The organism is Actinomadura luteofluorescens (assembly GCF_013409365.1).
Lineage (GTDB): Bacteria > Actinomycetota > Actinomycetes > Streptosporangiales > Streptosporangiaceae > Spirillospora > Spirillospora luteofluorescens.
This window is the reverse complement of sequence record NZ_JACCBA010000001.1, coordinates 779,440-793,578: the sequence shown is the minus strand read 5'-3', so window position 1 is coordinate 793,578 and position 14,139 is coordinate 779,440. Positions and strand designations below refer to the sequence as shown.

The window sequence follows — 14,139 nt, the reverse complement described above, 5'->3', positions numbered from 1 at the left end:
GGCAGTCGGCGACCACCGTCCGCCAAGTCCCATGGACCCCTCGGCCAACCGAACCAAGACCCTCTCCACACGCACTCAGGAAATCGAAGAGGAAGACGACGATGACGATCAACGATGTGCGCGGCGCGCTCAAAGGGCGCGTGCTCCTGCCTGATGACGACGGCTTCGAGCAGGCGGCCACCGCGTGGAACCTCACCGTCAGGCAGCCGGTCGCGGCGGTCGTGGAGGCCGCGGACGCCGACGACGTGGCGGCGCTCGTACGCTACGCCCGGCGAGCGGGGTTGACGGTGGCCGCGCAGCCGACCGGGCATGGCGCCTCGGGCGATGTGGAAGGCCTGATCCTGCTGCGTACCGGTCTGCTGAACGAGGTGGTGGTACGCGCGGAGGAGCGAGTGGTCCGGGTGGGCGCGGGCGTGCGATGGGGGCAGGTGCAGGCGGCGGCCGGTCCGCTGGGGCTGGCCGGCCTGTCGGGCAGCGCGCCAGGGGTCGGCGTGACCGGCTACACCCTGGGTGGTGGGGTCGGCTGGTTCAGCCGCAAGCACGGCCTCGCCTCCGGCAGCGTGCGGGCCATCGACATCGTGGACGCCGACGGCGAGCCCGGCCGGGTGACCGCCGAGTCCGATCCGGAGCTGTTCTGGGCGCTCCGCGGCGGTGGCGGAGACTTCGCGATGGTGACCGCCCTCGAACTCGAGCTGTACCCGGTGCCCACCATGTACGGCGGGCGCGTCGTCTGGCCCGAGCACCGGACCAGAGCGGTGTACGACGCGTTCCTGGAGATCACCGCCGAGGCACCGCGTGAGCTCAGCGTCTGGTTCAACCGGTTCCAGCCGCCCGGCGCACCGCCGATGGTCACGCTGGACCTGACCTACCTGGGGGAGGCGGCTCGGGCGCAGAACCTGCTGGTGCGCCTCGACAAGATAGAGGGCGCGATCTCCGACAGCCTCGGTGTCGTCCCGATCGCCGACCTGGGTGCCATCTCTCCCGAGCCCATCGACCCGACCCCCTCCATCAGCCGCGTGGAGCTACTCACGGGCCTGGGCGCCGACGCGGGGGAGCTCCTGCTGTCCAAGCCGCTCGAACCGCTCATCAACCTGCAGATCAGGAACCTGGGCGGGGCGCTCACCGAGCCGGGCCTCGGGGCCGGTGCGAGCGGCGCGGTGGCTGAGCCGTACCTGCTGAGCCTGGTGGGTCTCGGCCTGCCGCACATGGCCGACGCGACGCGTGCCAAGCAGGCCGAGGTCGTGGCGGACCTGAAGGCCCGCATCAGCGGCCGCAAGCCGTACACCCTGCTGTCCCCCGGTGAGACGGCGGCCGAGTCCTTCTCCGGCGGCGCGCTCGCGCGCCTGCGGGAGATCAAGCGGGCCCGCGACCCGCATAATGTGTTCCGCGCCAACTACCCGGTGCTCGGATAGGCCGGTTCCCAGCAGGTCACGGCTCTTCCGCCCTCCGGAGCGGAGGAGCCGCACCGAACCCGCGCGACCGACGTCGCCCTGTGCTTGCCGCGAAGTACGTCCGCGCAGGTGAGAGCCGTGGTGTCCGGCAGGTAGCGGTGCAGGTCGGGAACCGTCACGGGACATGCCACGACACTGCCCCCTCAGGGGGATGGGCGGTTGTGCCCGCGACTGGCCAACGTGACCGGGGCGAACGCGTTCGCGGTCCTGCGTCTGCTCCGATGATCGACCGGGAGAAGGACGCCGAGATCTTGGTGCTGCGGCACCAGATCACGGTGCTGGAGGGCCGGCTGGACGGGGTGAGGGTGAGGGTGCGGTTCGCCGGTCCGGATCGAGTGCTGAGCCCGTTCCAACCTGAGGCTGCAGGGTGGCGCTCGGTGCCTCAGGGGCGCCAGGCGCTGCTGGTCCTAGTGCATTTGCGCCGCAACGAGACCTTCGCCGCCTTGATGGCCGCGTTCGGGATCGGAGTGAGTCCGGACAGTGATCCCGCAACCCGCCTCGCCTGCCGGGCCGCGTCCCGCAAACAACTGGGCAGCCGCAGGCCTCGGCTCACGGTGCGTCTCTGATCGGGCGCCTGTTGTCAGTTGAGTTGTGCCAGGTCTTCCGGGGTCAGAGTCAGGGCGCCGGCGCCGATGTTCTGTTCGAGGTGGTCCAGGGAGCCGGTGCCGGGGATGAGCAGGATGTTCGGTGACCGGGCCAGCAACCAGGCCAGGGCGACCTGCGGCACGGTCGCATTGTGGCGGGCGGCGATGGCGTCCAGATGCTGTGCTGTGAGCGGCTGGAATCCGCCGACCGGGAAGAAGGGGACGTAAGCGATACCGGCCTGGGCGCAGGCATCGACGAGCGGGTCGTCATCGCGCTGGGACAGGTTGTAAAGGTTCTGGACGCAGGTAATAGGCGCGATCTCGCGGGCCTCAGCGAACTCGGACGCGGTGACGTTTGAGACGCCCAGATGGCGGATCAGCCCCTCCTCGCGCAGTGCGAGCAGTGTTTCGAGGGGTGCTTTCAAAGGCGTCTGCGTCCGGTCGAGGTCGCCCATCCGCAGGTTCACCACGTCAATGCGGTCCAAGCCGAGGGAGCGGAGGTTCGCCTCGATGCCACGGCGCAGATTGCCGGGCGTGAGGCCGTTCTGCTCCGCCGCCGGGAGTGCGATGTCGGCACCCTCGACCAATGCGCCGACCTTGGTCACGATGACGAGGTCGTCCGGGTAGGGGTGCAGCGCCTCGCGGATGAGTTCATTGGCCGCGACTCCGTCACGCGAGTAGTAGTTTGAGGTGTCGATGTGGTTCACCCCGAGTTCTACTGCCCGGCGCAGGACGGCGAGTGCCGTCTCTCGGTCGGGTCGGCCGCCCCTCGGCCAGCCGGTCAGCTTCATCGCACCGTAGCCGATTCTCGCGACGCTCAGGTCGCCGCCCAAGGCCCATCGTTGTTCCGTCATGACCGTCAAGCCTAATGGCTTGGACAGGTGTTGATCACGCGTCTGGGGCCGGCCCGTGCCAGGCAGAAGGCGTGTAACGGGGTACTCGTTCTGGACAGGACGCGGCCAGGCGCGCGGCCCAGTCATGGGCACATGCCGGGCCGGGAACCGGCGGCCAGCGGCAGTGGGGCGCTCGGCCGTCGCAGAAGTCCTTTAGAAGTCGTAACAGAATCAGCGGACGAGGCGTCGCCAGCAGATAATGGCTGCGGCCAGGGTCATGAATGCATCCCTAAGATCGAAGTGTCTGGAGTGAGTCGCTCTGGATGCCCCGGGCGACGGGGTGTGGCTGATGAATGCTTGCCGTGGTTGTGGCTTTCCACGAATGGCCGCCTCGTCGCCCTGGACCCCCTGGCCGCTCACTGAGATCTGATGCGAACCGTCGCTGTTTAGGGACCTGATGGCGGGGCCGTCCACGGGCTTGACCTGCGAGAACGGGGAGGTGGCCGGGGTGACGGCCACGAGTGTCGTGTGGGTGGGGATCGACGCGGGGAAGGCGAGCCATTATGCGGTGGCCGTCGACGCATCGGGCAAGAAGCTCTGGTCGGTCAAGGTGGGCAACAGCCAGCAGCCGATCGAGGAGCTGCTCGACCGAGCCTCCACGACCGCCGGCGGCGGTGAGGTGCGGTGGGCGATCGACCTGGTCAGCCCACCCGCTGCCCTGTTGCTGGCGATCCTGCTGTCCAGCGGCCAGAACGTGGTCTATGTGCCCGGCCGGGTCGTCCACGGCATGGCCGGGGTGTTCCGCGGCGAGGGCAAGACCGACGCGAAGGACGCCCGCATCATCGCTGACACCGCCCGCATGCGAAGCGATCTGACGGAACTGATCACCAGCGACGAATTGGTGGTCGAGTTGACCCGGCTGGCCTCCTACCGGGCCGACGTGATGGCCGACTGGGTGCGCGGCATCAACCGACTCCGTGCCCTGCTGACCAGCATCTTCCCTGCGCTGGAGGCCACCTTCGATTACTCCACCCGGTCAGCGCTGATCCTTCTCACCGGTTACTGCACTCCGGCCGGAATCCGAGGCGCCGGAGCTGAGGGGCTGGCCGCCCATCTGCGTGAGCACGGGGCCTGGGCCAGGGGGGTCGACAAGATGGCCGCCCAAGCCGTCCAAGCCGCTGAGCAGCAGACCGTCGAACTGCCCGGCGAAGCCACTACGGCGCTGCTGGTGAAGAGGCTCGCCAAGCAACTCCTGGACCTCGACCAGGAGATCAAGGACACCGACAAGCTGCTCACCAGCAGGTTCCGCGACCACCCCCAAGCCCACATCATCGAGAGCCTGCCCGGAATGGGCCCGATCCTGGGCGCCCAATTCCTTGTCGCCACCGACGGGCGTCCCCTGGACGCTTTCGCCAACTCCGGCCGCCTGGCTTCTTACGCTGGCTTGGTGCCAGTCCCGCGTGACTCCGGACGCGTCAGCGGCAACTACCACCGGCCCAAGCGCTACCACCGGCCACTGCGCCAGGTCTTCTACATGATGGCGTTGTCCAGCCTGAAGACCGAAGGGCCGTCAAGAGCCTTCTACCAGCGCAAACGGGATGAGAACAAGATCCACACTCAGGCTCTGCTCGCGCTGGCCCGACGCATGGTCGACGTGCTGTGGGCCCTCCTGCGTGACAACCGGACCTACAACCCGATCCCACCATCGCAGGTCAACGCACTCGCGACTTGACACCATCACTGAGATTCGTGGATGCCGCGGATCTGGTAGTGGGAGTCGAGTTCTACACCGAGGCGGTCCCCTCGGAGGGGGCCTAGGCCCGCGCAGGCAGACTGAAGTCTGGCCTAGCTTTGGTTCAGCGGCATGTCGGCAACGAGACAGTTATCGAATCGACTGGAAATGGTTAGTTCCCATTCCCGTCGTCCTGCTTGTGGCCGGGGCGGGTAGCAGGTCACCTGGATCGTCTGGAGGCGTCGCTTCTGCTGCGTCGAACCGTCTGACCGTCCCAGGAAGGCCCGCTGGCGCGCACGGCCCTCACCGGCTCCGGCTTCGCGGTCATCCGCGCATACCGGGACGTTCCGCTGGGCGCCGACGCGCGGGTCACCATGACCGAACGAGCCGTCCGCGGCCTCGCCAAGCCCCCCAGACCGCCCCGCCACCATGCATCTCGGCGGACCCCAAGTCCGCGAGCAAGATCCATTACCCCTTTCGGGCTACTTGGTCTACGCCCCGTGTAGGCCCGCCAGTCGTAGCCAGGTTCATCCAGGCCGTCGCCGCGCTAGCGGCGGGTGAGGCGAAGTCCGCCGACGGTGAACTCCAACGAGCCGTTGCAGCGCACTTGGGTGCGGAACGATGTAGCCCATCCATTACGCCCGAACTACCTGGTATTGACCATTTATCTACGTTCGGCCTGATTCAGTGAAGAATGCGTTGTTGAGTGAAGCTTTTGGAAGGACGGTGCTGTCGATGCCACACGCGCACGAGGCTTCAGACGGGGACGGCGGCCGCATACCCGAACGCGTACTCACTACCGCCGCACGGCTGTTCTCCGAGCTCGGCTACGACGAGGCCTCCACGCAGATCATTGCCGATGCCTGCGGTATCGAGCAGAGTGTGGTGACTGACCGCTACGGCGGCAAGTTCGGCTTGTACAAGGCCGTCCTGAGGAGTCTGACCGAACTCCGCATCGAATCCATGAAGGGCGCCTTGAAGGAGTTCACCCCCGACGCCGCCGGCCTGATCCGCTTGATCGACTCATACTTGGACTTCTGCCTGCAGTACCCGGAGTTTCCGGCGCTCTGGATGCACCGCTGGATGTCCGACGCCACTGACATCCCGGAGGGGGAGGTGCGCGACAGTCTGCGAGAGCTGGACCAGATCGTCGGCCGGATCGCTGAGGCAGTCGCGGAAGACGTGGACCCGGAAATGTTCAACTGGAACGTGGTCTGGGTGATCAACAGCTTCGTCAGAGGTGGGATCACCGGTGTCGACGGAGTGAGTCATCGTGCCGACGATCCGGACACCCTCCTGCGGTTCCGGCGTCATTTGCGTCAAACTGCACGGTGGGCAGCCGGACCTCCCTTGCCGACTGGCGGGGCGTCGAGGTCACCTTACCGATGACCTCAAGCCCCTTGTCCGGTACATAAGCATACCCCGCGCAGCTTTAATGCCTTCGCGGGACGTTCGTCGTAGGGCGCTACTGACGTTTTCTCAGTGCATGCTGCGTGCCCTGGCGGCCAAGATCCTGGAACTGAAGTCATCGTGCTACTCCGGTCGTTCTTCTTGAACGATCCGCGCGGTCACGAGGCGGTGGCGCCCGTGCGACGTTTGTTCTAGTTAGGACCAGCCGGCCATTCTGTGGCGCGAGATCCGAGCGACCGTGTTGCAGGCGATGCCGTGGCCAGAGGTGGGGGGTCTGAGACCAAGCCTCTCTCATACGGCAGGAGCACTGCATAGGCGTCGGGCCCAGATATCTGCGCCAGCGGAGTGGACTTCTGGAGGCGGTCGGCCCACTTCGTTGGGGGCACGGTGGGGCCTGAGACCCCCTATCTTCGCTGAAGATTGGGTTGGCCTTGAGGTGCGTGGACAAAGGGCGGGTCGGCTCGGTCGCTGGTGCGCCGCAGGTCGAGGGCCTTGCGGTAGATGCGGATCGCGGTGGCTGGACCGCCTGCTTGCGCGAGCTTGAGGGCGGCTCTGAAGGTGTCGATGGCCCTTGAGTCTGTGAGGCGACCGCGCAGCCGGTAGGTGGTGGCCCCTCTGTTGATGATCAGCCAGCCGCGGGGGATCGCTCGGCGGGTGGTCAACTCCCTCGCCGGCTACCTCATCAAGATCAGCTGGCCCCGCATCACTACCTGACGCGGACCAAAAGCTGCCATTTCCGGTGCATGCCACTAGGGACCAGCCCCCGCGCGTCGACGCCCAGCGACTGCCCGACCTCTAGGTTCCCCCAGCCGCTCGACCTCCCTCGATGACTCACGACGGGCTCGGAAGACCCTTCCGTTCGGCAGTGACGAACGTCTCACCACCCGGGTTTGAATGTGGCTTCCGATCCGCAAGACGAAGGTGGCAGAGCGATGTCCAGGACGGTCTCGACCGGGCACGGCCAGGGATCCGTGCAGCCCCAGGAGTCCGACTCACGGCTCGCCAGTGAGGCCGCAGGTGGCACCGGCCGGCCGCGCAGCCCACTGGGCGAGACCTTCGGGCGCTACATGGTCCCATTGCTGTTCTTGGTGCTGACCGCCTACTTCGCGATCACGCTGCCGAACTTCCGCACCTCGGTCAACCTGGTGTCGATGGCGGACGCGCAGAGCATCATCCTGATGCTGGCGATCGTCGGCTGCTTCCAGCTCCGCATGGGCGAGTTCGACCTGTCCATCGTCTCGACCATGGTGCTCTCCGGTGCCCTCGTGGCCCGGCTGACCCAGGAAGGTCACGGGTTGACGACGTGCCTCCTGGCAGTGGGGCTGGCGGCGCTCGTGATCGGCACCCTGGCCGGGTTCCTGGTGGTCGTGCTCGGTGTCGACGCGTTCGTCACCACGCTGGGCATCAACACCCTCACCAGCGGCCTGGTCTACTGGGTCACCGGTTCGACCGCCGTCGTCACCGTGCCCGACCCGATCGTCTCGCTGGCGAGGACCGAAGTCCTCGGACTCACCTCGGCGACCTGGAGCGGGTGGCTGTTCGTCGTGGTGGCCTGGTACGTCTTCGATTTCACTCCACTGGGGCGCCACCTGCTGTTCGTGGGAGGCAACCGCGACGTGGCCCGCCTGGCCGGTGTCGGTGTCGACCGGATCCGGTTCCTCGGCTTCGTCGGTGCCGCGATCGTCGCGGCGTTCATAGGGCTCCTCCTGCTCGGGCAACTTGGCGCCGCGGATCCGTCGACGACGAACCAGTACCTGCTTCCACCGTTCGCGGCCGTGTTCCTGGGCGCCGCCACGATCCGGCTCAACCAGTTCAACGCACTCGGCACGCTGTTCGCCCTCTACCTCCTGGCGGTCGGCGTCACCGGGTTGCAGTTGATGGGCGCACCGACCTGGGTGTCCTCGGCCTTCAACGGCATCGCCCTTGTCGTGGCGGTGACCTTGGCCCGCCTCGCGGGCCGAAAGTTGGTCACCGCATGAGCGCCCCGGTGCTGGAGCTCACCGGAATCGCGAAGTCCTTCGGCGCGGTCCCGGCCCTCGTCTCGGTCGACCTGGTCGTCGAGCCTGGGACGATCGTCGGCCTCCTCGGGCAGAACGGTTCGGGCAAGTCGACGCTGGTGAAGATCCTCACGGGCATCCACCGCGTCGACGCGGGCGAGATCCGTTTTCACGGCTCGGTTCTCGAGAGCCCGGTCCGGCATGCGTCGCGCCGCGGCATCGTCGTCATCCACCAGGACCTGGGGCTGCACCCGCGGTTGAGCGTGCTCGACAACGTCGGGGTCGGCGACGGGTACGCGACCGGGAAGCTGCTGCCCAGGTCCCGGCGAGGGGAGCTCGGCACCTTTCGCCGGCTCGGCGAGCGCCTCGGCATCGACCTCGACCCGTGGCGGCTCGTCGGCGAGTTGAGTCCCGCCGAGCGGGTCTTCGTCGCGGTGATCCGGGCGCTCCGGGAGCTCGAGCACGGTGGCGGTGACGGCCGGCCGCTCATCCTCTTCGACGAGCCGACGGCGCTGCTGCCCGCGGCCGAGAGCGCCCGTCTGATCGAGATGATGCGCCGGCTCGCGGCGGGCGGGGCCGGCGTCCTGTTCATCACCCACCGGCTCGCGGAGCTGATGGCGACATGCGACAAGGCGGCCGTGATCCGGGACGGCTCCGTCGTCTTCGAGAGGCCGACCTCGGAGGTCTCCCACGACGACTACATCGAGGCGATGCTGGGCCGGCGGATGTCGTCGTACTACCCGGAGAAGCATCCGGTTGCCGGCGGTGAGCCCTTGCTGCGGGTGCGCGGGCTGCGCGGCCGCCGGCTCCAGGGCCTCGATCTCGACGTCCGGCCCGGGGAGATCGTCGGGGTGACCGGACTGGTCGGCATGGGGCAGGAGGAGCTGCCGATGCTCCTGTGCGGCGGCGCCCCGGCCGCCGGGGGCGCGGTCGAGGTCGGCGGGCGGTCGATCACGACGGTGCGGGACGCCCTCGCGTCCGGGATGGCCATGGTTCCGGGCGACCGGCGCCGCGACGGGGTGTGGACCGGGACCACGGCACAGGAGAACGTGACCCTGCCGGTGCTCGGCTCGCTCTTCGATCGCGGGCTGCTGAGGGCCCGCCGGCAACGCGAGCAGGCACGAGACCTGATGGGACGCGCCGGTGTCCATCCGCCCCGGCCGGACCTGCCGATCTCCGCCTTCAGCGGCGGCAACCAGCAGAAGATCGTCTTCGCGAAGTGGATGAACACCGATCCCCGGATCCTCGTCCTCGACGAGCCCACTCAGGGTGTGGACGCCGGCGCCAAGCGCGACCTTCTCCAGTGGATCGTCTCCGAGACGGCGCGTGGCATCGCCGTGGTGATGGCCTCCGCTGACCACGAGCAGGTCGCCGCGCTGTGCCACCGCGTGCTGGTGCTCCGCGAGGGTGCCATCGCCGCGGTCCTCGAAGGCGACCAGGTCACCGAGGAGCAGATCCTCAAGGCATCAAGCGGACTGACTTCTTCCACGGGACGACCGGAAGGCGGAACGGCCTGATCTGACCCCACGCGTCTCGGTCCCTTTCGCCCGCCATCTCACCGAACACCCGGAGGATCATATGAAGCAGTACCTCAGCACGTTGGCCGTGCTCGTGGCTGTCTCCGCGTCACTGACCGGCTGCGCCGGGTCCGGCACCTCGTCCGGGATTTCGGGCAAGGCCCTGGCCGACTGCAAGGCCGCGGCATCGGACGCCGTCGACGCGCTGCGCGCCGTTCCCGAGCTGTACATCCCCGCGGCCGCCGCCAAGGGCGCCGTGGCGCCTGGCAAGTCGGTCTGGGTCGTCAACCTGCTCAGCAACGACCTGACGAACAACATCACCACCGGAATCAAGGCCGCCGCGTCGGCCCTCGGCATGGAGTTCCACGAGCTCAACGGGAACGGCACCGCCCAGTCCGCGAACCAGGCCCTGTCCACCGCGCTCGGTGCCGGCGCCGACGCCATCGTCACGAGCGGGATCGACGCCTCGATCGCGAGCAACCCGCTCCAGAAGGCCAAGAGCGCCGGCGTCGCGGTGATCACTATTCTCGCGGACGACGTCGACGCCCCGATCGACCCGCTCGTCTACGCCGACCTCACCCTGAGCGCCGACTACGTCGGCAAGGCGTACGCCGACTACGCGCTACACCGCACCGGCTGCGACCTCGAGCTGGGCAACGTCTCGCTGCCAGCCTCCATCCCACTCAGCAACGAGGTCGGCAAGGTGACCGAGGGCGAGGTGACTCGTCTGTGCTCGGCCTGCGCCGTCCACACGATCGAGATGGACGTCGCGAACCTCGCCACCGGCCTTCCGACCCAGGTGCAGAGCATGATGAAGCAGCACCCAGGCATCAACTACCTGGCCGTCGGCTTCGACTCCGCGGTCCCCTTCGCCGGACCCCGGGCACAGCGGATCAACAAGGACGTCACCCTCATCTCGGCCAACGGCCTGGCGCCCAACCTCCAGATGATCAAGAACGGCGGGGTGCAGGACGCCGACATGTCCTTCCCGCCGAACGACTACATCGGCTGGCTCGCCGTCCACTCGGTGCTGGCGGCCCTATCCGGCACGCCCGGGGAGAACCAGAGGATCCCGATGCGGCTCATCGACAAGACCAACATCGAGAACAGCGCCCTGACCAGCCTGTACCCGACGTACGACGGGTTCCAGGCGGCCTTCGAGAAGGCCTGGGGTTTGAGCTGACCCGTCACTATCGTGGAGGGCGACGCCGGCGGCGAGGAGGCATCATGACGGGCGAGAGCGTCCCGAGCAGGCATGTCCTCGACGCGCTGCTCGACATCCGGACCGTCTTCGACCCGAGGTCGGCACTCACGCTGACGCTGCGGGAGGTCGTCCAGGCGGAGGGCCGGCAGACGGCGGTGTCCTGGGTCGCGCTGCCCGATCCCGCCGGTGGGCTCGTGATCGAGCACGTCCTGGGGCAACGGACCCCGGAGTTGGAGAGCCTGGACATCCGCCAAGGTCAGGGGCTCACCGGCCACGTGTTCGCGCACGCGTCCATCCACTGGGTCGAGGAGTACGCCGAGGCCGCCAGCATCACACACGAGTTCGACCACATCATCGAGGCGGAGCGGGTGCGGCGGATGATCGCCGCTCCGCTCTCCATCGAGGAGGAGGTCCTCGGCGTCCTCACCGTCGGACGACGGGACACGGGACCGTTCGCGGATCGCACCATCGCCCACATCGAGCAGCTGGCCGAGCGGACGAGCCTCGCGCTCGGCATCGCGCGCCGCAGCCGTGACAACGCGGCGGCCGCCGCGCTCGTGGAGCGGCGCCGGATCAGCGAGGAGATCCACGACGGCGTCAGCGCGTTGCTGTTCTCGATCTCGTCGCGGACCGAGAAGGTGCACCGGCGAGCGGCCGACCAGGATCTCGCCCGCGAGCTGGAGACCCTGCAGCACGAGGTCGCCGAGGTCAGCGGGATGGTGCAGGACCTGATCCACGGATGGCACGCGAGCGCGACCACCGACCTGCGGGCCGAGATCCAGGGCACCGTCGACGACTTCCGGCGCCGTACCGGGATCGACGCGATCGCCGTCTTCCTCGGCGGCCTCCCGGCGCTGGACACCGCTCGCGTCGAGGCCGTGGTCCGGTTCGTCGCCGTGACGCTGGCCAACGTGGAACGGCACTCGACCGCGACGCGCGCCTCGGTGACCGCGGCGGTCCTCCCCGACCAGCTGACCGTGGCCGTCTCGAACGACGGCCCCGCGCCGCCCCGGGTCCGGCCCGGGATCGGTCTCACCAGCGCGGAGACCAGGATCGCGAGGCTCGGCGGAAGCGTGTCCATCGTCGACGACGACGCGGCGGACGGCTTCACGATCAGGGCACGGATCCCGTTGTGAGCATCAAGCTGTTCGTCGTCGACGACCACCCCATCGTCCAGGCCGGAATCCAGAACGTGTTCGTCGACGAGGACGACTTCGAGCTCGTCGGAGCCGCCACCTCGCTCCCCGAGGCCCTCGCGGCGGCGCACCGCCGGCAACCGAACGTGATCCTCCTCGACGTCCGGCTCGGCGACACCGACGTCGCCTCGGCCGTCGCGGCGCTGCGCGCGGCAGCGCCGGAGGCCTGCGTCGTGCTCTTCACCGCCGACCCCCAGAACCCGCAGATCCCGGACGCACGACGGGCCGGCGCGATCACGACGGTACCGAAGGACACCGCGCCCGCCGCGCTCCGTGCCGTGGTCCGGGCGGCCGGGGAGGGCAGGCTCCGCGACGATTCGCCCACCGGGCGCTCGCTGCTGACACCCCGCCAGCGCGAGGTCCTCGCCGGTGTCGCCGGCGGCATGACCAACAGCGAGATCGCCCAGGAGCTGGGGCTCAGGCCGTCCACGGTGAAGGCCTACTGGCAGGAGATCCTGCAGCGGATCGGGGCGCGGAACCGGGCGGACGCGATCGCCACCGCCTACCGCCTCGGCCTGCTCTGAGGCGGGCATCCGAGCCGACCGGGGCGAAAGACCCTTCCGATCGGCGGTGACGGCCGGCTCGGCGCCCGGGATTGAATGCGGTGTCCCACCTCATCCAGCCCGGAGGTCGTGTTGAACGCCGCACTGTTCCCGCCCCTCGACGGCCTGGGGCGGCTGCTGCCCCAAGCCGCCCGGCGCTGGCCTCGTCGCATCGCCCTGGTCACCGATGAGCGAACCCTCACCTTCGAGGAGCTGGACCAGCTCGCGAGCCGGGTCGCCCACGCACTCAGTGCCCGCGGTGTCAGGCCCGGCGACCGCGTCGCGCTGCTCTCCCAGAACCGCTGGGAGTGGATCGTCGCCTACCACGGCGCCCTCCGCTGCGGAGCGGTCGTCAACCCGCTCAACGTCATGCTGACCGGCGCCGAGCTGGACTACATCCTGGGCGACTCGGGAGCCAAGGTCCTGCTGGCCTCGGGGGAACGCCTGCGGGCGGTCGGGGCGGCGCTCGGGAGCGTCCCGGGCCTGGAGCAGGTCATCTCCTTCGACGACGCGGACGAGCCGGCCGCCACGTCGTTCGCGTCGCTCCTGGCCTCGGCCGACGCGGAGCCGTTCGAGCCGGTGCCGGTGGATCCCGGGTCCGCGGCCTGCATCGCCTACACCTCCGGGACGACCGGCCACCCTAAAGGGGCCATGCAGTCGCACCGCTCGCTGGTGCTGAACTGCGCGTACACGGCGACGATGCACGTGCGGACGCCCGAGGACGTCGTCGTCACCGCCCTGCCCTCGGCCCACGTGTACGGCAACGTCGTGCTCAACAGCACCTGGATGGCCGGTGGCCGGGTCGTGCTGATGACCCGGTTCGACCCCGAGGACGCGATCCGCCGCATCGAGCAGCACGGCGCCACCATGTTCGAGGGCGTGCCCGCCATGTACGCCACCATGCTGGCGACACCGGCGCTGGCCGGGGCCGACCTCTCCACCCTCACCCGCAGCACCGTGGGTGGGCAGACGATCGCGGAGAGCGTGATCGAGTCCTGGGAGACACGGACCGGCGCCCCCCTGATCGAGCTGTGGGGGATGACGGAGCTGTCCGGACTGGGCTCCACCCACGCCCTCTACGCCCCCAACGTCCACGGCTCGATCGGGGTCGCTCTCCCCGGGAACGAGCTCCGGGTGGTCAGCACCGAGGACGGCGTCACCGAGTGCCGGCCCGGCGAACCCGGCGAGCTCGTGGCCCGTGGCCCGCTGGTCACTCTGGGCTACTATCACGACGACGCGGCCACCGCCGAGGCGATCACGCCCGACGGCTGGCTGCGCACCGGCGACGTCGCCACCCACGACGGCGCCGGGCGGTTCTTCGTCGTCGACCGGCTCAAGGACATGATCCTGACCGCCGGCTACAACGTGTACCCCGCGGAGATCGAGCGGGTGCTGATCGGGCACGCGGGCGTCGCGCTCGTCGCCGTGGGCCGCGAGCCGGACGAGGTCAAGGGCGAGGTCGCGCACGCGTACGTCGTCCCGGCGCCCGGGTCCGCCCCGGACGCCGAGGAGCTGACGGGCTACTGCCGGCAGCACCTGGCGGCGTACAAGGTCCCGCGCGCCATCCACTTCGTCGACCAGCTGCCGACCACGTCCAGCGGCAAGCTGATGCGACGCATGCTGCGCCGACCGGACGCCGCGCACTGACCTGGGCAGAATCGCCACCACAGAAA

The 14,139-nt window shown here is 68.8% G+C and carries 11 protein-coding genes; 10 read left to right on the top strand and 1 reads right to left on the bottom strand.

What is annotated here, in order from left to right; all coding sequences use genetic code 11:
* Positions 1-101: 101 nt before the first annotated feature.
* Both BJY14_RS03455 and BJY14_RS03450 read left to right on the top strand, forming a co-directional pair.
* Positions 102-1,412: an FAD-binding oxidoreductase gene (locus tag BJY14_RS03455; protein ID WP_179842264.1), complete on the top strand. Its 1,311-nt coding sequence runs from the start codon at positions 102-104 to the stop codon at positions 1,410-1,412.
* A 260-nt stretch (positions 1,413-1,672) separates the two neighbouring features.
* Positions 1,673-2,017, top strand: coding sequence for a helix-turn-helix domain-containing protein (locus BJY14_RS03450; protein WP_179842263.1), 345 nt, complete (start codon positions 1,673-1,675; stop codon positions 2,015-2,017).
* Between the two features lie 14 nt (positions 2,018-2,031).
* On the opposite strand, the gene BJY14_RS03445 is transcribed toward BJY14_RS03450, so the two are convergent.
* On the bottom strand, positions 2,032-2,889 hold the full coding sequence (locus BJY14_RS03445) for an oxidoreductase (protein WP_179842262.1): 858 nt from the start codon (positions 2,887-2,889) through the stop codon (positions 2,032-2,034).
* 487 nt (positions 2,890-3,376) lie between these two features.
* On the opposite strand from BJY14_RS03445, the gene BJY14_RS03440 reads away from it, so the two are divergent.
* The 8 genes from BJY14_RS03440 (at position 3,377) to BJY14_RS03405 (ending at position 14,113) form a co-directional block, all read left to right on the top strand.
* A complete protein-coding gene (locus BJY14_RS03440) occupies positions 3,377-4,600 on the top strand; it encodes an IS110 family RNA-guided transposase (RefSeq protein WP_179842261.1) in 1,224 nt (407 codons plus the stop codon).
* A gap of 735 nt (positions 4,601-5,335) precedes the next feature.
* Entirely contained in the window at positions 5,336-5,989 is a 654-nt protein-coding gene (locus BJY14_RS03435; protein ID WP_246396467.1) for a TetR/AcrR family transcriptional regulator, read from the top strand.
* A 953-nt stretch (positions 5,990-6,942) separates the two neighbouring features.
* Complete coding sequence (locus BJY14_RS03430) at positions 6,943-7,989, top strand: ABC transporter permease (RefSeq protein ID WP_179842259.1); 1,047 nt, start codon at positions 6,943-6,945, stop codon at positions 7,987-7,989.
* Entirely contained in the window at positions 7,986-9,524 is a 1,539-nt protein-coding gene (locus BJY14_RS03425) for a sugar ABC transporter ATP-binding protein (RefSeq protein WP_179842258.1), read from the top strand. Before BJY14_RS03430 ends, BJY14_RS03425 begins: the two co-directional genes overlap by 4 nt.
* A 61-nt stretch (positions 9,525-9,585) precedes the next feature.
* A complete protein-coding gene (locus BJY14_RS03420; RefSeq protein WP_179842257.1) occupies positions 9,586-10,707 on the top strand; it encodes a sugar ABC transporter substrate-binding protein in 1,122 nt (373 codons plus the stop codon).
* Between the two features lie 44 nt (positions 10,708-10,751).
* Positions 10,752-11,864: a GAF domain-containing sensor histidine kinase gene (locus BJY14_RS03415; RefSeq protein WP_179842256.1), complete on the top strand. Its 1,113-nt coding sequence runs from the start codon at positions 10,752-10,754 to the stop codon at positions 11,862-11,864.
* Positions 11,861-12,448, top strand: a complete 588-nt coding sequence (locus BJY14_RS03410) for a response regulator transcription factor (RefSeq protein WP_179842255.1) — start codon at positions 11,861-11,863, stop codon at positions 12,446-12,448. The genes BJY14_RS03415 and BJY14_RS03410 overlap by 4 nt, the downstream gene beginning before the upstream one ends.
* 111 nt (positions 12,449-12,559) lie before the next feature.
* Positions 12,560-14,113 carry a class I adenylate-forming enzyme family protein gene (locus BJY14_RS03405; RefSeq protein ID WP_218905043.1) on the top strand — a complete coding sequence of 518 codons (1,554 nt, stop codon included), beginning with the start codon at positions 12,560-12,562 and terminating at the stop codon, positions 14,111-14,113.
* The last annotated feature ends 26 nt before the right edge of the window (positions 14,114-14,139 follow it).

What these genes read in the sequence shown, in the direction of transcription:
- BJY14_RS03435 (WP_246396467.1), top strand. Translation starts at nt 5,336, where the DNA reads ATGCCACACGCGCACGAGGCTTCAGACGGGGACGGCGGCCGCATACCC.
- BJY14_RS03445 (WP_179842262.1), bottom strand. Translation starts at nt 2,889, where the DNA reads ATGACGGAACAACGATGGGCCTTGGGCGGCGACCTGAGCGTCGCGAGA.
- BJY14_RS03450 (WP_179842263.1), top strand. Translation starts at nt 1,673, where the DNA reads ATGATCGACCGGGAGAAGGACGCCGAGATCTTGGTGCTGCGGCACCAG.
- BJY14_RS03420 (WP_179842257.1), top strand. Translation starts at nt 9,586, where the DNA reads ATGAAGCAGTACCTCAGCACGTTGGCCGTGCTCGTGGCTGTCTCCGCG.
- BJY14_RS03425 (WP_179842258.1), top strand. Translation starts at nt 7,986, where the DNA reads ATGAGCGCCCCGGTGCTGGAGCTCACCGGAATCGCGAAGTCCTTCGGC.
- BJY14_RS03455 (WP_179842264.1), top strand. Translation starts at nt 102, where the DNA reads ATGACGATCAACGATGTGCGCGGCGCGCTCAAAGGGCGCGTGCTCCTG.
- BJY14_RS03430 (WP_179842259.1), top strand. Translation starts at nt 6,943, where the DNA reads ATGTCCAGGACGGTCTCGACCGGGCACGGCCAGGGATCCGTGCAGCCC.
- BJY14_RS03415 (WP_179842256.1), top strand. Translation starts at nt 10,752, where the DNA reads ATGACGGGCGAGAGCGTCCCGAGCAGGCATGTCCTCGACGCGCTGCTC.